Annotated in this window: 24 protein-coding genes and 2 pseudogenes; 17 read left to right on the forward strand and 9 right to left on the reverse strand. The window is 71.4% G+C overall.

Features of this window, described 5'->3' with window-relative positions; all coding sequences use genetic code 11:
- The first annotated feature begins 89 nt into the window (after positions 1-89).
- Entirely contained in the window at positions 90-719 is a 630-nt protein-coding gene (locus ACIP37_RS09125; RefSeq protein WP_363618886.1) for a dienelactone hydrolase family protein, read from the forward strand.
- Between the two features lie 32 nt (positions 720-751).
- On the opposite strand, the gene ACIP37_RS09130 is transcribed toward ACIP37_RS09125, so the two are convergent.
- From ACIP37_RS09130 to ACIP37_RS09140, 3 genes are all read right to left on the reverse strand, one after another.
- The gene (locus ACIP37_RS09130; RefSeq protein ID WP_363582900.1) at positions 752-1444 is read right to left on the reverse strand and encodes a response regulator transcription factor; all 693 of its coding nucleotides are present in this window, start codon (positions 1442-1444) and stop codon (positions 752-754) included.
- Positions 1441-2676: a histidine kinase gene (locus tag ACIP37_RS09135; RefSeq protein WP_363628766.1), complete on the reverse strand. Its 1236-nt coding sequence runs from the start codon at positions 2674-2676 to the stop codon at positions 1441-1443. The genes ACIP37_RS09130 and ACIP37_RS09135 overlap by 4 nt, the downstream gene beginning before the upstream one ends.
- A 130-nt stretch (positions 2677-2806) precedes the next feature.
- Positions 2807-3334, reverse strand: a complete 528-nt coding sequence (locus ACIP37_RS09140) for a GNAT family N-acetyltransferase (RefSeq protein ID WP_363582896.1) — start codon at positions 3332-3334, stop codon at positions 2807-2809.
- A gap of 148 nt (positions 3335-3482) precedes the next feature.
- Between ACIP37_RS09140 and ACIP37_RS09145 the strand changes: the two genes are divergently transcribed.
- From ACIP37_RS09145 to ACIP37_RS09175, 7 genes are all read left to right on the forward strand, one after another.
- The gene (locus ACIP37_RS09145; RefSeq protein WP_363582894.1) at positions 3483-4253 is read left to right on the forward strand and encodes an HAD family hydrolase; all 771 of its coding nucleotides are present in this window, start codon (positions 3483-3485) and stop codon (positions 4251-4253) included.
- A 124-nt stretch (positions 4254-4377) separates the two neighbouring features.
- Positions 4378-4842, forward strand: coding sequence for a MarR family transcriptional regulator (locus ACIP37_RS09150; RefSeq protein ID WP_363582892.1), 465 nt, complete (start codon positions 4378-4380; stop codon positions 4840-4842).
- A 119-nt stretch (positions 4843-4961) separates the two neighbouring features.
- Positions 4962-5522 carry an RNA polymerase sigma factor gene (locus ACIP37_RS09155; RefSeq protein ID WP_350884320.1) on the forward strand — a complete coding sequence of 187 codons (561 nt, stop codon included), beginning with the start codon at positions 4962-4964 and terminating at the stop codon, positions 5520-5522.
- Positions 5519-6346, forward strand: coding sequence for a zf-HC2 domain-containing protein (locus ACIP37_RS09160; protein ID WP_400805678.1), 828 nt, complete (start codon positions 5519-5521; stop codon positions 6344-6346). Before ACIP37_RS09155 ends, ACIP37_RS09160 begins: the two co-directional genes overlap by 4 nt.
- A gap of 32 nt (positions 6347-6378) precedes the next feature.
- Positions 6379-7191: an ABC transporter ATP-binding protein gene (locus ACIP37_RS09165; protein ID WP_400805680.1), complete on the forward strand. Its 813-nt coding sequence runs from the start codon at positions 6379-6381 to the stop codon at positions 7189-7191.
- Positions 7188-8588 carry a hypothetical protein gene (locus ACIP37_RS09170; protein WP_363582888.1) on the forward strand — a complete coding sequence of 467 codons (1401 nt, stop codon included), beginning with the start codon at positions 7188-7190 and terminating at the stop codon, positions 8586-8588. The genes ACIP37_RS09165 and ACIP37_RS09170 overlap by 4 nt, the downstream gene beginning before the upstream one ends.
- Entirely contained in the window at positions 8585-9178 is a 594-nt protein-coding gene (locus tag ACIP37_RS09175; RefSeq protein WP_363582886.1) for a hypothetical protein, read from the forward strand. The genes ACIP37_RS09170 and ACIP37_RS09175 overlap by 4 nt, the downstream gene beginning before the upstream one ends.
- A 73-nt stretch (positions 9179-9251) precedes the next feature.
- On the opposite strand, the gene ACIP37_RS09180 is transcribed toward ACIP37_RS09175, so the two are convergent.
- Positions 9252-10208 carry an SDR family NAD(P)-dependent oxidoreductase gene (locus ACIP37_RS09180; RefSeq protein ID WP_363582884.1) on the reverse strand — a complete coding sequence of 319 codons (957 nt, stop codon included), beginning with the start codon at positions 10206-10208 and terminating at the stop codon, positions 9252-9254.
- A gap of 138 nt (positions 10209-10346) precedes the next feature.
- On the opposite strand from ACIP37_RS09180, the gene ACIP37_RS09185 reads away from it, so the two are divergent.
- The gene (locus tag ACIP37_RS09185; protein WP_363628763.1) at positions 10347-10940 is read left to right on the forward strand and encodes a TetR family transcriptional regulator; all 594 of its coding nucleotides are present in this window, start codon (positions 10347-10349) and stop codon (positions 10938-10940) included.
- 86 nt (positions 10941-11026) lie between these two features.
- Here ACIP37_RS09185 and ACIP37_RS09190 read toward each other — a convergent pair whose 3' ends face one another.
- A complete protein-coding gene (locus ACIP37_RS09190) occupies positions 11027-13033 on the reverse strand; it encodes a ricin-type beta-trefoil lectin domain protein (RefSeq protein WP_363628761.1) in 2007 nt (668 codons plus the stop codon).
- A gap of 305 nt (positions 13034-13338) precedes the next feature.
- Here ACIP37_RS09190 and ACIP37_RS09195 point away from each other — a divergent pair, with 305 nt between their 5' ends.
- Positions 13339-13587, forward strand: a complete 249-nt coding sequence (locus ACIP37_RS09195) for a hypothetical protein (RefSeq protein WP_363582878.1) — start codon at positions 13339-13341, stop codon at positions 13585-13587.
- A gap of 34 nt (positions 13588-13621) precedes the next feature.
- Here ACIP37_RS09195 and ACIP37_RS09200 read toward each other — a convergent pair whose 3' ends face one another.
- Positions 13622-14674: a HEAT repeat domain-containing protein gene (locus ACIP37_RS09200; protein ID WP_363582876.1), complete on the reverse strand. Its 1053-nt coding sequence runs from the start codon at positions 14672-14674 to the stop codon at positions 13622-13624.
- Between the two features lie 428 nt (positions 14675-15102).
- On the opposite strand from ACIP37_RS09200, the gene ACIP37_RS09205 reads away from it, so the two are divergent.
- Positions 15103-15825, forward strand: coding sequence for a hypothetical protein (locus ACIP37_RS09205; RefSeq protein WP_400805684.1), 723 nt, complete (start codon positions 15103-15105; stop codon positions 15823-15825).
- Between the two features lie 65 nt (positions 15826-15890).
- Positions 15891-16880, forward strand: coding sequence for a sterol desaturase family protein (locus tag ACIP37_RS09210; protein ID WP_400805685.1), 990 nt, complete (start codon positions 15891-15893; stop codon positions 16878-16880).
- 386 nt (positions 16881-17266) lie between these two features.
- On the opposite strand, the gene ACIP37_RS09215 is transcribed toward ACIP37_RS09210, so the two are convergent.
- The gene (locus ACIP37_RS09215; RefSeq protein WP_400805686.1) at positions 17267-18118 is read right to left on the reverse strand and encodes a LysR family transcriptional regulator; all 852 of its coding nucleotides are present in this window, start codon (positions 18116-18118) and stop codon (positions 17267-17269) included.
- A gap of 94 nt (positions 18119-18212) precedes the next feature.
- Here ACIP37_RS09215 and ACIP37_RS09220 point away from each other — a divergent pair, with 94 nt between their 5' ends.
- Together ACIP37_RS09220 and ACIP37_RS09225 are read left to right on the forward strand one after the other, a co-directional pair.
- On the forward strand, positions 18213-18944 hold the full coding sequence (locus ACIP37_RS09220) for an SDR family NAD(P)-dependent oxidoreductase (RefSeq protein WP_363582868.1): 732 nt from the start codon (positions 18213-18215) through the stop codon (positions 18942-18944).
- A gap of 777 nt (positions 18945-19721) precedes the next feature.
- On the forward strand, positions 19722-20177 hold the full coding sequence (locus tag ACIP37_RS09225) for a hypothetical protein (protein ID WP_400805688.1): 456 nt from the start codon (positions 19722-19724) through the stop codon (positions 20175-20177).
- Between the two features lie 53 nt (positions 20178-20230).
- Here ACIP37_RS09225 and ACIP37_RS09230 read toward each other — a convergent pair whose 3' ends face one another.
- Positions 20231-20422, reverse strand: a complete 192-nt coding sequence (locus ACIP37_RS09230; protein ID WP_363628755.1) for a DUF397 domain-containing protein — start codon at positions 20420-20422, stop codon at positions 20231-20233.
- A 150-nt stretch (positions 20423-20572) separates the two neighbouring features.
- Between ACIP37_RS09230 and ACIP37_RS09235 the strand changes: the two genes are divergently transcribed.
- Positions 20573-20950: a nuclear transport factor 2 family protein gene (locus ACIP37_RS09235; protein ID WP_363582862.1), complete on the forward strand. Its 378-nt coding sequence runs from the start codon at positions 20573-20575 to the stop codon at positions 20948-20950.
- A 72-nt stretch (positions 20951-21022) separates the two neighbouring features.
- Here the strand turns inward: ACIP37_RS09235 and ACIP37_RS09240 are convergent.
- Positions 21023-21172: pseudogene (locus ACIP37_RS09240) on the reverse strand (IS630 family transposase); the annotation flags it as partial.
- A gap of 76 nt (positions 21173-21248) precedes the next feature.
- Here ACIP37_RS09240 and ACIP37_RS09245 point away from each other — a divergent pair.
- Both ACIP37_RS09245 and ACIP37_RS09250 read left to right on the forward strand, forming a co-directional pair.
- Positions 21249-21338 (forward strand): annotated as a pseudogene (locus tag ACIP37_RS09245) (transposase); the annotation flags it as partial.
- Between the two features lie 296 nt (positions 21339-21634).
- The gene (locus ACIP37_RS09250) at positions 21635-22141 is read left to right on the forward strand and encodes a DUF6624 domain-containing protein (RefSeq protein ID WP_363582861.1); all 507 of its coding nucleotides are present in this window, start codon (positions 21635-21637) and stop codon (positions 22139-22141) included.
- Positions 22142-22296 lie beyond the last annotated feature (155 nt).

Consider the following 22296-nt stretch of genomic DNA (forward strand, 5'->3'; position numbering starts at 1 on the left):
CCGTCGTGGAGGGGAAAGGGGCTGCGGTTCGGCGCGGGCGGGCCGGGGAAGTCGGGGCGGGCCGGCCGGGGAAGTCGGGTCGCCGGATCATGCGGGATCATGGGGGAGTACCCGCCCTCAGCTGCCGAAGGACCCCGACCGTGGCCCAGATCGTCCTCTTCCACTCCGCCCTCGGGCTGCGCCCCGCCGTCCACGCCGCCGCCGACCGGCTGCGCGCCGCCGGGCACACCGTGCACACCCCGGACCTGTACGACGGGCGGACCTTCGACGACATCGAGGCCGGACTGGCGTACCAGGAGGAGGTCGGCGGCAGCGAGGAACTGCTGCGCCGGGCCGTCACCGCCGCCGCTCCGCTGTCGGACGGCGGCCTGGTCTACGCGGGCTTCTCGCTCGGCGGCTCGCTCGCGCAGAACCTCGCCCTCGCCGACGACAAGGCCCGCGGCCTGCTGCTCCTGCACGGCACCTCCGACCTGCGCGAGGACGCGGCCACCGAGATCCCGGTGCAACTGCACGTCGCCGAGCCGGACCCGTTCGAGACCGAGGACTGGCTGAACGCCTGGTACCTGGGGATGCGGCGGGCCGGGGCCGACGTCGAGGTTCACCGCTACCGGGGCGCCGGGCACCTGTTCACCGACACCGAGCTGGCCGACTACGACGCCGAGGCGGCGGAGCGGGCCTGGGCCATCGCGCTGGACTTCCTCGGCGAGCTGGATTCCTGACCGGGAGGTGAGGGGGTCGTCGGGGCGGCCGGTCAGCCGGCGAGCCCCGGCACCACCAGGCCGGACTCGTACGCGATCACCACGGCGTGGGTCCGGTTCTGCGCGCCGAGCTTGGTCAGCACGTTCCCGACGTGCGTCTTCACCGTCTCCAGGCTCACCCTGAGCGACTCCGCGATCTCCGGGTTGGACTGGCCCGTGGCCATCGACCGCAGCACCTCCTCCTCCCGCACCGTCAACGCCGCCCGGGGCAGCGCCTCGGCGGAGTCCAGCGGGCGGGCGGAGACCATCCGGCGCAGCGCCGCCGGGAAGAGGATCGCCTCCCCGGCCGCCGCCACCCGCACCGCCTCCGCGATCTGCCGTACCGGAAGCCGCTTCAGCACGAACCCGCTCGCCCCCGCGCTGAGCGCGGCGGTGACGTAGCCGTCGTTCTCGAAGGTGGTGATCACCACGACCTTCGGCGGCGCGGCCGACTCGGCCAGCAGCTGCCGGGTGGCCTCGATCCCGTTGCGGCGCGGCATCCGTACGTCCATCAGGACCACGTCCGGCCGCAGCCGCTGCGCCTGGTCGACCGCGTCGACGCCGTCGGACGCCTCCCCGACCACCGTGATCCCCGGCTGCACCGCGAGCAGGGTGCGCAGGCCGCTGCGGGTCACCTCGTCGTCGTCCGCGATCAGGAGGGTGACGGGGGCGTTGCCCGGGGCGTCGGTGGGGTCCGGGCCGGTCATGCCGACAACCGCACGGGCAACTGCACGGCCAGCCGCCAGGCCTGGGGCCCGTCCGGCCCGGCCTCGATCTCGCCGTGCAGCAGCCGGACCCGCTCGGCCAGGCCCGGCAGGCCGTGGCCGGACGTCGGGAAGGCGCCCTGGCGCGGACCCGTCCCGGTCCGGTTGACCACGCTGAGCTCCAGGGTGTCCGGCCCGGCCGCCACCCGGACCTCGATCGGGCCGCCGGCTCCGTGCCGCAGCGCGTTCGTCAGCCCCTCCTGGAGGATCCGGTACGCCGCTCGGGAGAGCGTCCCCTGCACCTGCGCCAGCTCGCCGGACAGCTCCGGCTCCACCACCGCGCCGGCGTGCCGCAACCGGTCCAGCAGCTCGGGCAGGTCGGCCAAGGTCCGGGCCGGGGCCGCCCCCGACTCCTCCTCGCGCAGCGCACCCAGCACGTAGTCCAGGTCCTCCAGGGCGGCCCGGGTCGACTCCTCGATGCTGCGCATGGCGGCCCGCGCCGCCACCGGGTCGGCGGAGAGCACCTCGCCCGCCACCGCCGCCTGGATCGTGGCCGCCGTCAGGGTGTGCCCGATCGAGTCGTGCAACTCGTGCGCCAGCCGGTTGCGTTCGGCCAGCCGGCGCTCCCGCTCCGCCGCCATCGCCAGCCGCTCGGCCGCCGACGGCCCCAGCAGCTGCGGGGCCAGACCGCGCAGGGCGCTCGCCACCGCCGCGCACACCACCGGCGCCAGCAGCAGGCAGGCCGCCGCCACCACCCAGCTCCAGACGCCCGTCACCTGCACCGACCGGCCGGGCCAGCTCAGCCGGGCATCACCGGAGACCCAGCCGCCCGGCAGGGCCACGGCCGCGCCGAGCAGGACGAGGCTCACCAGGCCCCCCACCCAGCCCAGCGCCACGTGCAGCAGCAGCCACAGCGGGGTGCGCCAGCGGTCGGTGCCGGGGGTGTCCGCCGCCCGGGTGTCGGACACCGGATCCGGCAGCGGCACCCGCAGCAGCCGGCGGGCGCCGCCGATCAGCACCCGCCGGGTGGTGCGGGCCAGCCCGACCACGGCGAGCAGCGCCGCCCAGGCCAGCAGGGTGAGCACCGCCCGTGCGAGGTAGGGGCCGGACGGCCAGGCCATCATCGGCAGCATCGCGAACGGCAGCAGCGGCAGGCTCGCCAGCGCGCCGAGGAAGGCGAACAGTACGCCTGAGTACGTGGAGCCGCGCAGCAGCGGCCGGATTCCCCTGATCATGATCACCAGTATTGCGGCGCAGCTCATGGGGGGCCTCCCCCGATCGGGGGAGCGTTCGTTCCGGCTTTCCGGCCTCAGTCCTTCCGGCCTCAGTCCTTCCGGCCTCGGCGTTTCTGCTCCGGCGGGAAAGCTACGGCGAGGCGGCCCCGGAGGCATCGGCGCGGCCCCGGGTGAGCAGGCGGGTCGTGCTGCCGTCGTCCTCCGTGATGTCGCGGACGTGCCGGAAGCCGATCCTGCCCAGCAACGCCAGCGAAGCGAGGTTGGCGTCGGCGACCGTCGCGTGCACCTCGGCCAGCCCCAGGGCGGTGAAGCCGTAGTCGACGATCGCGGCCGCCAATTCGGTGCCCAGGCCGCGGCCCCACGCCTCCGGGGCCAGCGCGTAGACGATCTCGAAGCCCTCGACCACGGTGGTGGGCTTGATCTCGGCGTGCCCGACGAGGCGGCCGTCGTGCCGCACGGCCCAGACGTCGAACCGGTTCGAGGCGTAGACCTGGGTGAAGACGCGGCCGAACAGGGCCCGGTCCTCGGCCTCGGACTGCGGGCCGTCGCCCATCCACCGGGACACCTGCCGGTTCTGGAACAGCGCCACGAAGTCCTCTTCGTCCGCGAGGACGTAGGGGTCGAGCAGCAGGCGCTCGGTACGCAGGGTCGGGGTCATGTCGGGCGACGGTACGGGGGCCGTCGCCCGCCCGGCAAGCGGCTTTCGGGAGGTTGGAGCACCGGTGGCGATCGCGGTCGAACGGGTGTCGGGGGCGGCGTCGTGGGGATCACATCGCGGGCTCCGAACGGACGGATATCATCCGGGAATGGTCAACCTTCGCACCCGCACGGTGGTTTTCGATCTCGACGGCACGCTCTGCTTCGACGGGCGGACGATCGACGGTCGGATCCTGACGGCGATCGGGGAGTGCGAGCGGGCCGGGTACCGGGTGGTCTTCGCGTCGGCCAGGCCGGTTCGGGACATGCTGCCGGTGCTCGACGGCGCCTTCCCGGCCGCGATGCTGATCGGCGGGAACGGGAGCCTGGTGTCGGTCGACGGGCAGGTGCGGGCCCGGGCCGTGTTCGAACCGGCGGTGCTGGGCGGGCTGATGGCGGCGGTCGCGCGCTACGAGGCGGGCTATCTCGCGGACGGGCCCTGGGACTACGCGTACACCGGGCCGGTGGACCACCCGATCCGGGGCCGCGTCGACCAGGGCGGCCTGGCGAGCCGGGTGGAGCTGGCCGAGCTGCCCGAGGTGGTGAAGTTCCTGGTCGTCGAGGCGTCGGACATGGCGGAACTCGCCGAGGCCGGCCGGGGGCTCGGGCTGATGGTGAACCACCACCTCGACGAGGCGATCATCGACTTCGCGCCCGGTTCCACGACGAAGTGGGAGGCCCTGACGTCGATGGGCATCGGCGCGTACGCGGCCTTCGGCAACGACATCAACGACTTCGACCTGTTGCGCAACGCCGAGCGGGCGGTGCGGGTCGGCACGCATTCCGGGCTGGACGGCGTCGCCCACGTCAGCGTCGCGGCCGAACCGGAGGCGGTGGCGGCCGAGATCGCGCTGCTGGCGCGGACGGCCGAGGACCGGTAGGGCGCCGGGGTGCCTGCCGCCACAGGTGCCTGATCCGGGCGGCCGCCTTCTGAACCAGCCTTGATCTCAAGGGCGGTTGAGGTTCTACGGTGGCCGTGTTCCGGTGATCGCTCGAAGGGGGCGAATGGACATGGCAGTCCGGGAGTACTCGCAGGAGGAGCTGGCCGCCCAGCCCATCGGCGCGTGGAGCGGTGAGGCGTGCCGGCGGGTGGTCGGGGCCCTCCGTGCGCAGTTGGCGGTGGAGGACCTCACGCAGCCGCACTGGTGGACGCTCAACCACGTGGCCGGAGATCCGGGCCGGTGGACCCGGGCGGCGTTGGTCGAGCGGCTGGCGAGGTACGAGGACCTCGGGATCGACTTCGGCGGCGTCTTCGACGACCTCGTCGCCCGGGGGTGGCTGACGGAGGAGGCGGGGGCCATGACGCTGACCGAGGCGGGGGAGGCCGGCCGCCTCCGGGCGCGGGAGCGCAATCTGCGGGTGCACCGGCAGACGCACGAGGGCATCGGCGCGGCCGAGTTCGCGACCACGATCGACGTCCTGCGTCGGATGGTCGCCAACCTGGGGGGCGACGGGAACCTGCCCGACTGAAGGGTGTCGAGGTGGCCGCAGCGCGGGAAGTCGGGTAGGTCGACTTCCTGCGCTGCTCTCATGTGACGCAGGTCACGTCGAACGCAGAACCTGCGCGCGGTCGCGGGCGTCTGGCTGGTGTGAGATCACGCAGGAGAGCACTGGACGAGCTGGACGAGGAACGCCTCGTCCGGCTGATCGCCAGAAGTGACCGCGCGGCGTTCGACGAGCTGTACCGGCGCACGTCGCCGTGGCTGGCGGTGCGGTTGCGCCGTCGCTGCGCGGACGAGCAGATCGTCGCCGAGGTCATGCAGGAGACCTATCTGGCGGTGTGGCGCGCGGCCGGCGCGTTCGCCGGGAGCGCCGTCGGCGGGACGGCCGTCGGGTGGCTGTGGACGATCGCGGCGCGCCGCCTCGTCGACGCCTTCCGCCGTCGTGCCCACCACGCCGAACCGCCGGCCGCCGCCGCCGAGCGGGCCGTGGTGCCCGCGGCGGAGGAGGAGGCGCTCGCCGGGACCGTCGGCGGCGACGTGGGCGACGCCCTGCGGCGGCTGGCGCCGGAACTCCGAGACGTACTACAGGCGACGGTGCTCGACGGGCTCTCCGTCCGGGAGACCGCCGTCCTGCTCAGACTGCCCGAAGGCACGGTCAAGACCCGTGCCCGCCGGGCCCGGATCGCGATGCGGGAGGCGCTGGCATGAACGCGGAACACGCGTCGAGGCGGCTGATCGACGACTACGCGCGTGGTGACACGGCGATGGCCGCGGACACGGTGTGGGCGCTGGAGGCCCACCTGGAGACGTGCGCGCCGTGCCGGAGCCTGCTGGCGGCCTCCGTGGCCACCGAGGCGCCCGGCGTCGCCGCGCTCGTCGACACCGTCCGGGCCGGTCTGGACGCGCAGTTGGGCGTGGCCGTCGGGGCGCCCCGACGGCGGCACCGCCCGACGTGGGTGTCGGCCTGGCTGACACCGGCCATGACCCCGTGGCTGGCGATGACCGCCGTCGTCACCCTGGTGGCGCTGCTGCTGGACGTGGCCGCGCCGGCGAAGGTCTTCGGCGGCGCCTCGATGGTGGCGCTGATCGCGCCCGTGCTGCCGCTGTGCGGTGTCGCCGCGTCGTGGTCGCGCGGTCTGGACCCGGCGCACGAACTGACCGCCTCGACCGCCCGGGCCGGCCTGGCCCTGCTGCTCAGGCGCACCACCGCGGTCCTCGTGGTGGTCGTGCCCGGGCTCCTGCTGGGGGGATGGCTGACCGGGAACACGACGGTCGCGCAGTGGCTGCTGCCCTCCCTGGCCTTCACCTCCACCGCCCTGGCGCTGGGCAGCGTGGTCGGCGTGACCCGCGCCGCCGTGGGGCTGGTGGCCGGGTGGGGCGCCGCCGTCGTGGTGCCCGCGTTCGTCACCGGCCGCATCCCCGCCGTCCTCGAACTCGCCCTGCACCGCGACCAGTTGCCCGCGTGGGGGCTGCTCCTCGCGCTCGGCATCTGCGCCGTGATCACCCGCAGGGACGCGTACTCAACGCTGTGAAACCCATGTCCACCCTGGAAAGGGACCATCGCATGACGTATACGGCGAGCGCGGCCGACACCGCGCCGAAGACCTACGCCTGGGAGATCCGGGCCAGCAGCCTGAGGGTGCGCGTCGGACGGAGCAAGATGGCCGTCGACGGGCTCGACCTGTCCCTGGGCATCGGCGCCCACGGGCTCCTCGGGCCCAACGGGGCGGGCAAGACCACCCTGATCCGGACGCTGGCCACCGTGCTGCGCCCCACCGAGGGCGAACTGGAGATGCTCGGCACCTCCCTGGGGGGCAGGGTGGGCGACCACCGGGCCCTGCGCCGCCAGATCGGCTACCTGCCGCAGGACTTCGGCTACTACAAGCGCTTCACGGTGCGCGAGTTCGTCGAGTACATGGCCTGGCTGAAGGAGGTGCCGAAGGCGGACATCCCCGGGGCCGTGCAACGGGCCGTGGAACGGGTGGGCCTGGCGGACCGCGCCGACCACCGGATGAAGACCCTGTCCGGCGGCATGGTGCGGCGGGCCGGCATCGCCCAGGCCATCGTCAACTCCCCCGCGGTGCTGCTGCTGGACGAGCCGACGGCCGGCCTGGACCCGGCGCAGCGGCTGCGCTTCCGCGAGCTGTTGCAGGACCTGGGCCGCGACACCTGCGTGGTCGTCTCCACCCACCTGGTCGAGGACGTCGCGGCCGCCTGCTCCGACGTGGTGCTGTTCGCCGACGGCCGCCTCGTCTTCCAGGGCACGCCGGACGAGTTGGGTGCGGCAGGCAGCCCCGACCACCCGGGCGACAGCCCCCTGGAGCGCGGCTACTCGGCGCTGCTCCGCAACTCCGGGCAGCAGGGGAGCGCCTGGTGAACGGACGTGTGCTGCGAACCGAACTGAAGCGCTCCGCCGCCCCGTGGGCCGGAGTCGTCGTCCTGGGCGGCAGCCTGGCGGTCTTCTTCCCGTTCGACGCGTTCTGGTGGCACGGCACCGCGGGGTGGACGGCCCAGTGGACCACCATGGCCATGTGGACCCGGTCCCTGCTGTCCTTCTGGTGGCCGTTCGTGGTCGGCATCGGGGCGGTGTACGGGCTGCGCGAACCCCGCTCGGGGATGACCGAGCTGTTGTCGACCACGCCGCTGCCGGCCTGGCGCCGTGCGGCGCTGCCGACCGGTGCGATCGCGCTCGCGCTGGCGGCGGGCTTCGGCCTGCTCGTCCTGGCGGGCGGAATCCAGGTGGCGCTCGGTCCGACCACCTACACCCCCCTCGGGTGGCTGCCGATCTCACTGGTGGCGGTACTGGCCCTGGTCGCGGGCGCCGTGTTCGGCATGGGTGTCGCGCGGGCGCTGCCCTCCGTCCTCACCCCGCCGGCGCTGGTGGTGGTCGTCCTCGTGGCGACGGGCCTGCTCCTGCGCGTGAACAGTGAAGGGGCGGTACCGACGGGCAGGGTGTCGAACCGCTTCGCCCAGCTGAACCCGGCGACCGCGGAGCCGCGGCAGATGCTGCTGACCCTGGCCGGCTCCGTCCACCTCGGCCAGACGCTCTGGCTGCTCGGCCTGCTCGCCACCGGCTTCGCGCTGCTGGTGGCCGTGACCCGCCGGGCCCGGCTGCTCGCGGTGACTCCCGTCCTGGCCGGCCTGGCCCTGGCCCTGCTGGTCATCCCGGCCGCTGCGCGCGACACCTACGTCGTCGACAAGGCCGCCGCGACGCTGGTGTGCGACGGGCCGGTGTGCGTGACGCAGGCGAGCCGTTCGCGCCTGGCCGAGCTCGCGTTGCGCAGCAAGGACGCGATGCGCGTGCTGCACGACGTCCTGGGCGACAAGGCGCCGACCTCGGTGCGCGAGGACACCGCGCTGCACGAGCTCGCCGAGGCGCGCGAACTCTCCGCAGACGTGCTGCTGGTCGACTTCAACGATCGGATGCTCGCCGACGCGACAGGTGAGAAGCTGACCCGCGCGCTGATCGGCAGGGGCCTGGCACCGAGCTGCTACCCGGACAACGACCGGGAGGGCGGGGGGAGCTACGACGTCCTCGGCCAGAGCCTCGCCGTGAGCTGGGCCCTCCACGACCCCCAGCTCCAACCGCTGAAGGAGAAGGGCACCGACGCGTACGCGATCAAGCTCTGGGCGGAGGCCGACGCCGCGTGGCAGAAGCTGATGGCGCTGCCACCGGCCGAGCAGCGCTCGCAGATCGTCGAGCTGCACGCCGCCGCCCTCTCCTGCGCGGGGTACAAGCAGATGCAGAAGCTGGCCGGGGAGGCGTCGCAGTGAGGTGGCTGATGCTGTACGCGCGTTCACGGCAGGTGCCCACGTCGGCCGCCGCGGTCACGTTCATCGCGCTGGTGGTGTGGGCCTTCAACCGGGGCGGCGGTACGGGTGCGGCGGATGCGGCGGACTCGATCAACCCGGTCGCGTACTTCGTGCTCGCCGCGGGCGTGGCGGCCGGCTCCGTCGGGCTCGGCGGGCAGGACCCCGCACTGGACAGGACGGCCGCGATCCGGTGGGCGCCCCGCCGGGCGGCGCACGCGCTGCTGATCGGCGCGGTCGCCGGTGCGGCGCTGCTGGCGGTCCAGGCGGCGGGGCCGAAGTTCGCCCCCACCGAGGTCGTCGTCCGGGACAGCGCGGGCCTGGTCGGCCTGGCCGGGCTCGGGGTGGTGCTGTGCGGGGCGCACCTCGCCTGGACCCTGCCGACCGGCTGGCTCGCGATCACCGTCCTCGTCCCGCCGATGCCGCCCAACGTCGTGGGGAAGTCGCTCGGCTGGATGGTCTACCCGGCCGGCACGGAGGCGTCCACCTGGGCCGCGGTGGCCTTGCTGGTGACCGGCGCCGGGGCCTACGCCCTGGCGGGACCGCGCAGGTAACGGGCCCGCCCCGCGCTCCGCTTCCCCTCGGCGAGTCGGGGGAGCGGAGCGCGGGGCGTTCTGCCGCGGACCGTCAGTCGCGGCTGCCCAGGGTGTCGTGCGAGACCTGCCAGAGCAGGGCGGCCGCCTCGGGGTCGAGGGCGTAGTCGGCGACGCCGCTGCGGGCGCTGAGTTCGCCGCGGACGGCTTCGTTGCAGTCCTCGAAGTAGCGGCCGCTGACGCCCGCCAGCAGCGGTGAGGCCGCGAGCAGGACGGAGGTCGCCGCGCCCTGCTCGGTGGTCTTCCACAGCAGCTCCGCGCCGTTGGCGGCCTGGGCGCGCAGCCGGTCGAGCTCCTCCTCGGAGACGTGGCGCTGGAGGGCGGTCCGGATGCCGCCGGGCATCAGGGCGTTGACGGTGATGCCGTCCGCCGCCCAGCGCTTGGCGGCCTCGACCGCGAACAGGACGTTGGCGGTCTTGGACTGGCCGTAGGCGGACCAGGGCTCGTAGGCGCGCTCGCGGAAGTGGATGTCCTCGAAGACGACCGGGGAGCGGTGGTGGGCGCTGGAGCTGACGGACACCACGCGGGCGCCGCCGTCCCGGGCCAGGGCCGCGTGCAGGCCGGTGGCCAGCGCGAAGTGCCCGAGGTGGTTGGTGGCGAACTGGAGCTCCCAGCCCTCCGGCGTGCGGAGCTCGGGCGAGGCCATCACGCCGGCGTTGTTGACCAGGATGTGCAGGGGCCCGTCCCAGGCGGCGACGAACGCGGCGACGGAGGCCTGGTCGGCGAGGTCCAGCGGCGCGACCCGGACGTCCTTGTTGCCGGTGGTCGCGGTGATGTCCTCGGCGGTGCGGGCGCCGGCGTCGAGGTTGCGGACCGCGAGGGTGACCTGCGCGCCCGCCGAGGCGAGGGCGCGTGCGGTCTCGACGCCGATGCCGGAGGCGCCGCCGGTGACGACGGCGCGGCGGCCGGTCAGGTCGGTGCCGGAGACGACCTCGGCGGCGGTGGACTCGGCGCCGAAGGGGGTGGTGAGGCGCGGGGTGTTGGCGTTCATGATCTTCCCGTCTGGCTGGGTGACCGGAGCTGGGGGTGCGCGGGAGGGGGCGGCCGGTAGAGTGGAAACCGGAGGGCCCTCCGCATGTCTCCAGGCTAAGCGGAGCATCCTCCGTTTGCAACCCGAGGAGGACCAGCCGTGACCACCGCCGACCCCCGGCCGCTGCGCGCCGACGCGCGCCGCAACCGCGACCGACTGATCGAAGTGGCCGCGCGGGCCTTCGCCCAGGACGGGCCGGACGCGACGCTCGGGGCGATCGCCAAGGAGGCCGGCGTGGGCATCGGCACCCTCTACCGGCACTTCGCCACCCGCGAGGAACTCGTCGAGGCGGTCTACCGCAGCGAACTCGCCAAGCTGTGCGACTCCGCCGCGGAACTGCTGGACGGCAGGGGGCCCGACGCCGCGCTGCGCGCCTGGATGGACGGCTTCGTCCGCTACATGACCACCAAGCGCGGGATGTCCGACGCGCTGCGCGCGCTCATAGCCTCCGGCAGCGACCCCTTCTCGCACAGCCGCGCGATGCTGACCGCCGCGATCACCCAACTCCTGCGGGCCGGGGCCGAGTCGGGCGCGCTGCGCGCCGACGTCGAACCGGAGGACGTGCTGTTCAGCCTCAGCGGCCTGTCCATGGCCGCGACCACCCCCGAGCACCACACCCGGATGGAACGCCTCCTCGACCTCCTGATGGACGGCCTGCGCTACCACGCCGCCTCCGGGCGGGGCGCCCGCTGAGAACGGCGAAGGGCGCCGGCCGTGCGGCCGGCGCCCTTCGCCGTGACTCCGGCCTGGCCTGATACGGGCCGGCCTGGCCTGGTCGGTCAGAGGAGTTGGAAGGACCACTCCTGCTTCCAGCCGCCCTCACAGCTCCACACCCCGAGCTGCTTGAAGTCGGAGTCGTGGGTGAGGCAGTCGTCGTCGCCGATCTGGATCCGGTACTTGCCGTTGCCGAGGCCGACGAACTCCCACTTCTGGTTGGAGGTGTTGCCCCACGCCTGCTGCTCGGCGACGTAGGTCTCGGGGTTCTCGGTGAGGTTGTACCCGAGGTCGTTGACGATCCGGTAGCGGTCCCCGCCCAGCGGCTTGATCGTCCAGGTGGACCCCTTGTACCCCAGGATCCCGCCCACGATCGGGGCGCCCCAGGTCGAGGTCTCGGTGGGGGCCGAGGCGCCCAGGCCGTTGGAGAGCTTCAGGAACAGCGGCCGCTCGGTCGGGACGGTCGGCTTGGTGTCCGGCTTCGGGTCCGGCTTCGGCTTGGGGTCCGGCTTGGGCTTCGGGTCCGGCTTCGTCGGGTTGGTCGGATCGGTCGGGGTGATCACGCCGCCGGACGCGGACTCCAGAACCCACGCCTGCTGCCAGCCCGACTTGCACGTCCACACGCCGAGCTGCTTGAAGTCGGCGTCGTGGGCGAGGCAGTCGTCGTCGGAGATCCGGATCTGGTACTTGCCGTTGCCGACTCCGACGAGCTCCCACTTCTGCTTCGAGGAGTTGCTCCACGGCTGGAGTTCGGCCATGTAGTTGCTGTTCTCGGTGAGTTCCAGCCCGTACGAGCTGGTGATCCGGTAGCGACCGCCGCCGACCGGGGTGAGCTTCCACTTGGACTCGTTGCCACCCCGGATCCCGGCGACGACCGACGCGCCGGCGGAGCCGTTGACCGGGACGGCACCCAGGCCGTTGTCGAGCTTCAGGGTCACGTCGGCGCCGTTGCTGCCGCCGCCTCCGCCGGGCGTGGGCGGGTTGGTGGTCGGCGGGGTGCCGCCCCAGGCCCAGTTCTGGTTGGGCGCGTCCCGCTTGTCCTCGGAGCCGCAGGCCCAGGCCGCCACGGTGCTGCCGTTGGCGGTCTGGCCGTTGAAGTCGTCGATGCAGACGTCCTTGGACCGGTCGTCCATGTCCGCCATGTGCCGGAAACCGCCGCTGGCCGACATGTTCCAGCGCTGACCGGGGATCTCCAGGCAGTCCCAGACCTGGAGCTTGGTCCCGTTCGCGGTCTTGTTGGCCTCCAGGTCGAGGCACTTGCCGTTGGCGGCCTGGAGCTTGTACCCGTTGTAGGTCCACTTCTGGGCGTCGCTGCCGTTGCACTCCCACATCTGCACGGGGGTGCCGTTCGCGTTGCCGTTGCCGTTGACGTCCAGGCAGGCGTGGTAGCCGGGGCTGGAGTCGGGGGTCAGGCTGCCGGTCCTGGTGCCGTAGCCGGACCGCGCGGGGAAGTGGATGGTGCGCACGTCGCCGTCGCACTTGTAGGGCCGTGCGGTGCCCGCCCGGCAGGTCCACGGCTCCTTCTTGACGGTGTCGCCGTCATTGCCGATGAACGCCCAGTTCATGTAACCGCCGTCGCCGCGGTTGCGGATGGTCGAGTCCCCCTGGAAGACCCAGATCCGGAATATGTCGTAGCCGGAGGGCTCCTTCTTCTCCTTGTCCATGAAATGGTTGAGCTTGTAGGTGGTGTCGATCAACACCCCCTTCATGTCGGACTTGTACTCGTTCTTGAACCACTCGGTGTCATACAGGTCGGTGCCCACGGTCTTGAACACCATGACGTTGAACCCGGGAAACTTCGCGCTCAACTTCGACGCGGTGCTCTGGGTGAACTCCGCGTTGTCCAGCTTGTTGAGGTTGGCGGCGTTGCGCATGAGCCTGATCGTGTCGAAGGCGGAGCCGATCAGCGCGGTCATGCAGTTGCCGCCGCCCACCGAGGCCGGGGTTCCGCAGGTCTTGTCCGCGTGGAGGGGTGACTCCGCGGCCTGGGCCTGCACGGTCAGGCCGGCGACCCCGGCGACTGCGGCGATTCCGCAGGCCAGAGCGCGTTTGAGGCGGGACAGGGGTTTCATGTCAGATCCATCTTTCTACTCGGCAAAGATGGATCGTAGACATCGGAATCCTCCGCCCCGCGACTCCATACGGAATCCATATGGCGAGATCGAGAGTCTTGACGCCTTTTTACGCCACCCCGGCCGGTGGGTTTTCGGATGAACCCGAATGCCGGATGACCCGTCAACCGGCTTCCGGTGGCGGAGGTGGAGTTCGGGGCATCAGGACATCGGGCGCCACCTGTCGGTGGGCAGAGTCTAGGGTGGGAGCCGCGGCCACGCCGGTGATCACCGGTGGCCGCAGCGGGGTTGCTGTAGCCCGTGTCATGACGACGAACGTGGATACCGAAGGTTGGAGGACCCGCGAAGTGTCAGCATCGCCAGAGTTCCGTGGCTTCGACTTGGTGCGGCGTGGTTACGAACGCCAGCAGGTCGACCTCTATCTCAGGGCCCTGTCCGAAGCCGGTTCGCCGCCACCCCCGCCGGCGTTCGAGATCGTGCGGCGGGGCTACGACCGTGAGCAGGTCGACGCGCGCATCGCGGACCTCCTGAGCGGCAGGGGCACCAAGGGCTAGACCCGAAGTCTCGGCTCCCGAAAGGGGCGAGGTGTCAGTCGGGCTGGATTCTCGGCAGGTCGGTCGAGACCAGTTCGGCAGCGCGCGCGGGGTCGCCGTCCGCGCGGGTGAGCAGCGCCTCGATGTCGTAGCCCGTCGGCTCCGAGGCGGCGTGGATGTCGAGGGAGCGGCCCCAGCCGCAGCGTTCCATCGAGACGGCGGCGTCCAGGTCGGGGCGGAGCCGGTGGAGCGTGCAGACCAGTTCCCAGGCGAAGGCGTCGAGGCGGGCCCGCCGGACCGGGTTGCAGGCGTTCACGGCGTCGGTGGTCCAGTCGTCTCCGGGCTCGTACTCCGGGAGGGGCGGCAGGAGTTCGGGGTCGTCCGTGATCGGCTCCGCGCTGAACGTGAGGGCGTGTGCGCCCTCGGGGCTGCCGATCAGTTCGGCGAGGAGCGGGACGACGCGGGGGTCGTGCCGACTGGCCAGTCCGTGGATCGCTTCCATGCGGGTCTCGTCGTGCTCGTCGGCCGTCCGCGCCCAGAGCGCGGCCCGGATCGCGGGGCTGTCCGCCGCGGACTGGACGCCGAGGGTGAACGTCGCCCAGTCGCGGACGTGCGGGTTCTGGTCCTGGGTCAGCCTGATGAGGGTGTGGATGTCCGGCCCGTCCGGCAGGCCGGTGAGGACCTCCGCGAACGAGCGGGCCACCCCCTCGCGGACCTCGGCGTCAGGATGCCCGGCGAGGGCGACGAGGACGGGGACGGCGCGCGGGTCGTGCGTCTGCTCGATCGCGCGCGCCAGGGCCCGCAGCACGTGGTCGTCGGTCTCCCGCTGCGCGAGGGCGACCAGTGCGGTGGCCGTCCCGGCGCGGGTTGCCTCGTGGTGATAGCTGGTGTCGCGCAGCAGGTCGCAGCCCGCTGTGCGCTCGATCGGATCGGTCGAACCGATCAGCTCCAGGCCGAGCGGCAGCGCCGCCTCGTCGGCGGCCGCCCGCCACAGCAGCGGTGAGTACTCGTTCCAGCCGTCGTGGTCGTCCGGATCGTCCGAGGCGGTGATGGCGCGCATTGCCGACAGTGCCCGCGTGACCAGTTCCGCCACGGTGTCCGTTTCCATGCGGGCATTCTGGTGCACGAAACCGCGAGTGCGCGCGGGAATTGTCGGCCCGACCGCGCTTCCGGTCCACGGACGCGTCGACGCCGGCGGGCGTGTGCGGGTGTCGCAGGTGCCCTCGGGAAGGATCTTGACGTGGTCATGAGCAGGGGTGATCATAGCGGAGCGCCGCGCAACGCCGATGTGCAAGAAGGTCGTTGAAGGCGCTCGGCCTGGGTCGTCAGGGGATTTCCCGGACAGGGCCCATCCCTTTCGAAGGGTCGGCGGTGCGGAAGCCGGCCGGCTGCGGAGTCGGCCTTGACGAAAGGGAGTTGGTGGACGTTACGAGGTTGTGGGTCCGTTGGTGCCGATCCGTTCGCTCGGTCGCGGCCTTCCCGGTGAGATGGTTCGGCCATGGCCGGGCTCCGGCCGCCGCCCCTCCGGTGGCGCCGATGCTGCTTGCCGCCGCCCGGAACAACTCGTCCTGGTGCGAGGCGATGTGTCGGGCGCACGGGTTCTCCGGAGAGATCTCCGACGTCGCGTGGGTGAATCTGAAGAAGAGTCTCACGTACTACCCGAACCTGGTGATCCTGAGCCCGTCGATGTCCGGCTCGGAGGTTCTCGACGTACTGCGGGAGGCGCCGCTGGGGCCGCTTTTCGTCAAGGACAGTTTCGCCAACGCCGACCTCCTCCCGGGGAACTATCGCATTCTCATCGAGGCGGAGTGGATCCACCGGCCGGCCGCAGCCGCGGCCCCGGCGCAGGTGGCGTCACGGGACGGCGCCGACCAGCGGTGGCGGCGTATCACCGGCACCGATGAGCTGCGGACGTGGGAGCGGGCATGGGCGGGCGGCGACACGTCGGTGAACACGTTCCCCGAAACCCTTCTGCTCGATGACGGCGTGATCTTCCTCGGGGGATTCTCGGGCGACGGCCTGGTGGCGGGAGCCGTGCTCCACCTGAGCCATGGTGTGGCGGGGGTGTCGAACGTCTTCGGACCCTCGGGGGAATCTTCCCGGACATGGGCCGGTCTCATCTCCTGTGCTCACGAAGAGGCACCGGGAATCGACCTGGTCGGGTACGAGCGGGACGCGGAGCTGGCGGCTGCCGAGGCAAACGGATTCTCGCCGTTGGGGCCGGTCCGGATATGGCAGCAGATCCCCGGAAGCCAGTAGATACCTGCCCGTCCCGCGCGGAGGGGTGCAGAAGAAGTCCGAAGAAGTCCACGGGGAGATCAGGAATGAAATCAACGACGGAAACAGAACTCGGCGGCGCGCGGAGAACCCTGCGTTTCACCATCCGCTATCTCAGCTATCCGATCCTCATGGTGCTGACACTCGGGGCATCCATCACCCTGGTCGACACCTCGTTCCCGCAGTGGGCCATCGTGCCGATGGTCACCCTGTTCGCCTCGGTGTACGTGGCCGTCCTGGAGCGGGTCCAGCCGTTCTACGAGGGCTGGAACCGCTCGCGCAAGGACGTCGTCTCGGACGCCACCTCCAGTCTGGTGGCCCTGCTGGTGGTCGCCCGGCTGATCGAGCCGCTGTTCCTCTCGGTCCTGTTCGCCGGATCCGTCCTGCTTTCCGAAGAGCTGGACAGCACGTTGTGGCCGACGAGTTGGCCTCCCGTCGCCCAGGCCGCGCTGGCGCTCCTGGTGGGAGAGTTCTTCTACTACTGGATGCATCGCTGGATTCACGGTTCGCGGGTCTTCTGGCGCTTCCACGCGGTGCACCACAGCTCGGAGCGGCTCTACTGGCTCAACTCCGCCCGGTTCCACCCCATCGACTTCTTCCTCGACGACGTGGCGATCGTCTTCCCGCTGGCCCTGACCGGGTGGACGCTGCACAGCCTCTCCGGCCTGATCATCCTCCTCACCTTCTACAACTGCCACGGCGTCACCATGCACTCCAACATGGACGTCCGTCTGGGCCCGCTGAACTACCTGGTGCCCGGACCGGAAGGGCACCGTTGGCACCACTCCAGGGACCTGCGCGAAGCCAACAAGAACTTCGGCGGCAAGGTCGTCCTGTGGGATCTGCTGTTCGGGACCTTCTACCTGCCCGCTGACCGGATGCCGCCCGAGGACATCGGCCTGGCCGACCAGGTCCGGCTGCCGGACTCCTACCTCGGCCTGCTGCTGGCTCCGTTCCGCTGGTCCAAACTTCCGCTGCGCAAGACCGGAGCGGCTTCCGGCGCCGTCCTGGTCGAGGAGAAGGCGGGCAGCGCCTGATCCCGCGGCGGGCGGCGCGTGAGCGGCACTGGGGAGCGGTGGTCGAACTCGCCGGCTTCGGCTGCTTGGCGGCGGGTGGTGGGTTGTTCCCCGTTGGTTGTTCGGCGCAGGAAGTCGGGCCGGCCGACTTCCTGCGCGTGGGGCGTCTCGCGATCCGTCACCTGTTCGGGGCCCCCGCAATGGCCGGTGCAAGAGGCCACTTGGGCCGGGGAAAACGCAACTTCGACAGGCGTCGCGGAGGCGGCTGCCTTCACCCCTGGTCCTCGGCGATCGCCCACGGTCGCACGGGAGTTCCACCGGCTGGGACTTCCGCTGGTCGTGACGGCGATGTCCGGTGACGGTCGAGCCGGGCCACGACAGGTGGAACCCGGCCGGGCAGGTCGGAACTACCGGAGACGTGTCGCCGTCCGGACGAAGTCGGCGACGGCCCTGGACCGGCTGTGAGGTGGCCAGGCGATCACGGTGGTGACCTTCGGCGCGTCCAGCACGGGCACGGCCGCGAGGTCACCGTGCAGTCGGGCTCGGCACGACTCCGGTGAGACCGCGCAAGCCCGGCCGAGCGCGACGAGCTGCAACAGCTGCGCGTGGTCGCGGACCTGGGGGCCGGGGCCGGGTGGGTAGGTGCCGTCGGGGTTGGGCCAGCGTGGCAGGGGCAGGCCCGGCAGCCCGGTGATGTCGGCCATGTGCACATGGGCCCGGACGGTGAGCGGATGCCCGGCCGGCAGGACCACCACCTGGCCCTCCGTGCCGAGTTCTTCGGTGTGGAGCCTGGCCGTCGAGTCGAACGGCCGGTGCAGCAGCGCCACGTCGGCCCGGCCTTCGAGCAGAAATCGTGCCTGCTCGGCCGGGCCGCACAGGATGACGTCGACGGGGACCGCGCCGGGTTCGGCGGCGTACGCGCCGAGGAGTTCCGCCAGCAGTTCGCTGGACGCGCTGGCTTTCGTGACCAGGACCAGGCCGGGGCGGCCGGTGGGGGAAGCGGCGGCGCGGCGGGTCCGACGCTCGGCGGCGTCGACCGCCTCCAGGGCAGCCCGGCCCTCGACCAGCAGGACCGAGCCGGCCTCCGTCAGCGTGACGGTGCGGCTGGTCCGATCCAGCAGCGCTGCCCCGAGCCGTCGTTCGAGCTGCTGGATCGCCCGCGACAGCGGCGGTTGCGCGATCCCGAGGCGCTGCGCGGCGCGCCCGAAGTGCAGCTCTTCAGCGACGGCGACGAAGTAGCGCAGTTCCCGGGTCTCCATCCGGCCACGGTACTCCGGATCAATACCCAGACGGTATCGATTCCCACCCGATCGGTCTTGGACCCCGACCGGGGGCCGGCGGCAGCATGGCCCCATGAGCGAACGAACGACTGCGCTGGTCACCGGCGCGAACAAGGGAATCGGCTACGAGATCGCCGCGGGCCTGGGCGCCCTCGGCTGGAGCGTCGGCGTCGGCGCCCGCGACGACCAGCGCCGTGAGGCCGCGGTGGAGAGGCTGCGCGCCGCCGGCGTCGACGCGTTCGGCGTACCGCTGGACGTGACCGACGACGCGAGCGCGACCGCCGCCGCCCGGCTGATCGAGGAACGGGCCGGGCGCCTCGACGTGCTCGTCAACAACGCCGCCATCACCGGCGGCATGCCGCAGGAGCCCACCCGGGTCGACCCCGCCACCATCCGGACGGTCGTGGAGACCAACGTGATCGGCGTCATCCGCGTCACCAACGCGATGATGCCGCTGCTGCGCCGCTCCGCCTCACCGCGGATCGTGAACATGTCCAGCAGCGTCGGCTCCCTCACCCGCCAGTCAGGAGCCGCTGCCGAGCAGACGGCGGGTCCGGTGGCCGTGGCGTACGCGCCGTCGAAGACGTTCCTGAACGCCGTCACCCTCCAGTACGCCCGGGAGTTGAGCGGCACGAACATCCTGATCAACGCCGGCTGCCCCGGCTACGTCGCGACCGACCTCAACGGCTTCCGCGGCGTGCGCACCCCCGAACAGGGCGCGGCGATCGCGATCAAGCTCGCGACCCTGCCCGACGACGGCCCGACCGGCCAGTTCTTCGAGGACGCCGGCGTAGTGCCCTGGTGATGCGCACGGCGGCCTCACCCGCCGGGGTGAGGCCGCCTCGCCCGCGCCATCCGGGGCTCCGTTGGTTGTTCGGCGCAGGAAGTCGGGCTGGCCGACTTCCTGCGTGATCGAAGGCGATCAGGGATCGCTTGACGGGTTGGCCGGTCTTGTCGTTGAACCAGATCGCGGCGGTGAGCGCCAGGACACACGCCAGGTGACGCTCGGTGAGGTCGTGCTCGAAGTCGTGGCCGTAGTAGTTCTTGTCGCCGATGATCGTCTGCCTCGGATGGGCGGCGACGACGTCGGGTGCGGCATCGAGCATGCCGTGCAGGGACTCGCGTTCGTCGGACTTCGCGCGGGTGAGTGCGAACAGGACCGGCAGTCCGCCCAGATCATGTGCTTGATCAGCTCGGATGCGTTGCGGAGCCGCTTGTTGTACCCGGACTGCTGGGGCAGGTGCGGGAACAGGCGGCGGAAGTCCGGCGAAGCCTTCAGCTGGTCGTCGATCCTTACGTGGAGCGCCGTTGCGAGGGTGTCCAATTCTGCCTTCGCACACCTACATTGGACGCCCTCGCGCCATCTCCGCAGACGATCCCTTGGACTCGGTTGGCGTGCGGTCAGTCGGGTGTCGGCGACTGTCCGGTCGAAGCCGAGGTTCTCCATCCCCCCTGCGGGGGATTTGAGTTGGACCTTGCGCATGATTCGGCGGGGCGGACCGCGGGACAGCATGGGGCCATGGTCACGTTTGGGACACCGACAGCCGCTGCGGCCTCCGAGAGTCAGTCTCCTGCCCGTTGGGTGGTCCGAGTCGCGCACATTGCGGCACTCACCGCGGTGCCGTCCGGGATCTGGCGGATCGCGATGGGGGTCGGCATGCCGGTGGGATTCAACACCACGGGATTGGACATCCCCGGCTGGTTCAGCGCCATGTGCATCGCGATGAGCTTGGGTACCGAAGGGCTCACATTGCTCACCCTTGGGCTGGTCAAGCCCTGGGGCGAGGTGGTGCCGGGCTGGATCCCGCTGATCGGAGGGAAGCGTGTCGCGCCGCTGGCGGCGGTGATTCCGGCGTTGCTCGGCGCGGCCGTTCTGATGCTGTTGACGATCCCCCGGGCGGGCGGCTTCGGAGGCGCACAGGGAGCCCCGACCGGGGCGGCGCTCGTCGTGATGGACGCCTGTTACGCCCCACTGCTGCTGTGGGGGCCGCTGCTCGCGGTCGTCACGATCTCCTACTACCGGCGGCGCCTGGACTGAGCAGGCGCAGTCAGCCTCGTTGCGGCCAACCCGGATCCCTTGGACTCATTCATCTAGACGTGGTGGTCGAACTCGCCGGCTTTGGCGGCCTGGAGGAAGGCGGCGAAGTGGGCGGGGGTGGTGGGGAGGGTGAGGTGGCCCTGGTCGGACTCGCGGAGTTCGACCAGACCGTCGGCGGTGCGGATCTCCACGCACTCGTTGTTCGCGGCGCTGTAGCTGGACTTTTGCCAGTTGGTGCCGGTCATCTGGGGCTCCGTTGGTTGTTCGGCGCAGGAAGTCGGGCTGGCCGACTTCCTGCGCTGTGGTGTGTCCAGTGCTGTGACCGGGATGGTCCGACGTGATCGGAAGGCGGCTCGCGGGGCGAGCGCACGCGCAACGGCTGGTATTACTGGGGCATGCAGGAAGAGACGGCACGCTCCGCGATCGACACGTTCATCTCCGCGTTCAACGCCTCGGACGACAGCTATGTGACTGCCCTGCTCTCCCAGGCCCTGACCTCAGACGTGGTCTTCTGGGGGCCGTTGGGGCGCAGCGAAGGAATCGCGGCGGTCGAGCAGTTCGTGCTGGACATCCGGCGCCACCCGGCGGGGGCCGGCACGATGGCGCGCTGCTCAGCGGTGGACATGCCTGGCGAGTGGGCCCGGTACCAGTGGGTCTTCACCACGCCGGATGGGGGCCCCCGCCTGGCGGGAACGGACGTCGTCCATCTGCGGCGGAGCCTCATCGACCAGGTCATCGTCTTCGCGGGGGAGATCGAGCCGTCCGCCTCCTGAGCCGTCCTTCTGCCGCTGTCCTTCTCGTGAACCTGTCCCTTTCGGCACTCCGGGGCCGCAGTTCGCGGTCGGTCAGGCTGCGGCGTCGAGGGGGCGTCCGCCCCAGCGGATGCCCTTCTCGCCGCGGATGCGGGCGCGTTCCTTGCGGTGGGCGGCGAGTACGTCGGGGTGGCGGGCGTTGGCGTTGCGCCGGCGCAGGTAGCGGTGCAGTGCCTGGGTTTGATGACAGACCCAGCCACCGTGCCTCCAGCGGTCGAAGGGACGTCACCGCACATCCAACCGCCACGACCACGTCCGAACGGGAGTGCCCTGGCGTGATCTGCCCGAGCGTTTCGGGAGCTGGAAGACCGTTTACGAGCGGCATCGGCGCTGGTCCGCAGACGACCTGGGCAAAGTCCACCTGGCGGGGGAAGGCGGCTGCCGGCCGCTGGCCCTACTGATCACGCCGGGCCAGTGGATCGACTGAAGCACTTCCGCGCCGTCGCGGCGCGCTATGAGAAGCGCGCCTACGTCTTTCACGGGACTGTCGGTGTTGCGTCGATCCGGCTCCGGATCCGCGGATAGATCAAGTATCCCAACATTCGGACGCGTCTGTCACCGTCCTCCGGGAGGAGATTTTGTCGTGATTTGCGCACCTAAGGTTGCGGATGACCAGCGAAAACCTCGATCTGACGTGGAGTAGGGATGGCATCCGACATCGCCGCAGTGGCCGCAGAGCTCACTGCCATGGTTGCGGCAGATCACCAGGCCGCGCGCCAGGCGAACAGCGATGACCCGGCGGAGCAGTTGGCGTGGCGCCGCTTGACCGCGCAGCACGCGGATCGTCTCGGCGAGATCATGGACGCGCACGGGTGGCCGACCGCGGAGCTGGTCGGCGAGGACGCCGCTCGGGCTGCGTGGCTGATCGCGCAGCACGCCGACCGTCAGCTCGACATTCAGCGGCGCGCGCTGGGGCTGATGGAGCAGGCGGTGGCCAGCGGTGCTGCCAGCCCGCGCGATCTCGCCTTCCTGCGTGATCGCACGCTTGTGAACGAAGGGCAGAAGCAGATCTACGGCACGCAGATCGCCGGCGTGAAGGACGGCTCGCCGATCCCGTGGCCCTGCGAGGATCCCGAGCACATGGACGAGCGCCGTGCAGAAGTCGGCATCCCGGCGTTCGCTGAGTACGTCGCTCAGTTCTCGCAGGCCTGAGTCGCTCTGGGCATTCGGCGGACCACGCTCGCGCCTGATCCGCCGGACAGGCCCTAGGCGCAATGCCGGTGACTTTGTGGTCGGTGTCTCGTTGGTTGTGGTGTGGCGAGGGTGGGGCAGGTCAAGGCGCCTGCGAGTGAGCGGATATCGGACCG

Origin of the sequence: Kitasatospora sp. NPDC088861 (assembly GCF_044750105.1) — a bacterium.
In the GTDB taxonomy this organism is placed as follows: Bacteria; Actinomycetota; Actinomycetes; order Streptomycetales; family Streptomycetaceae; genus Kitasatospora.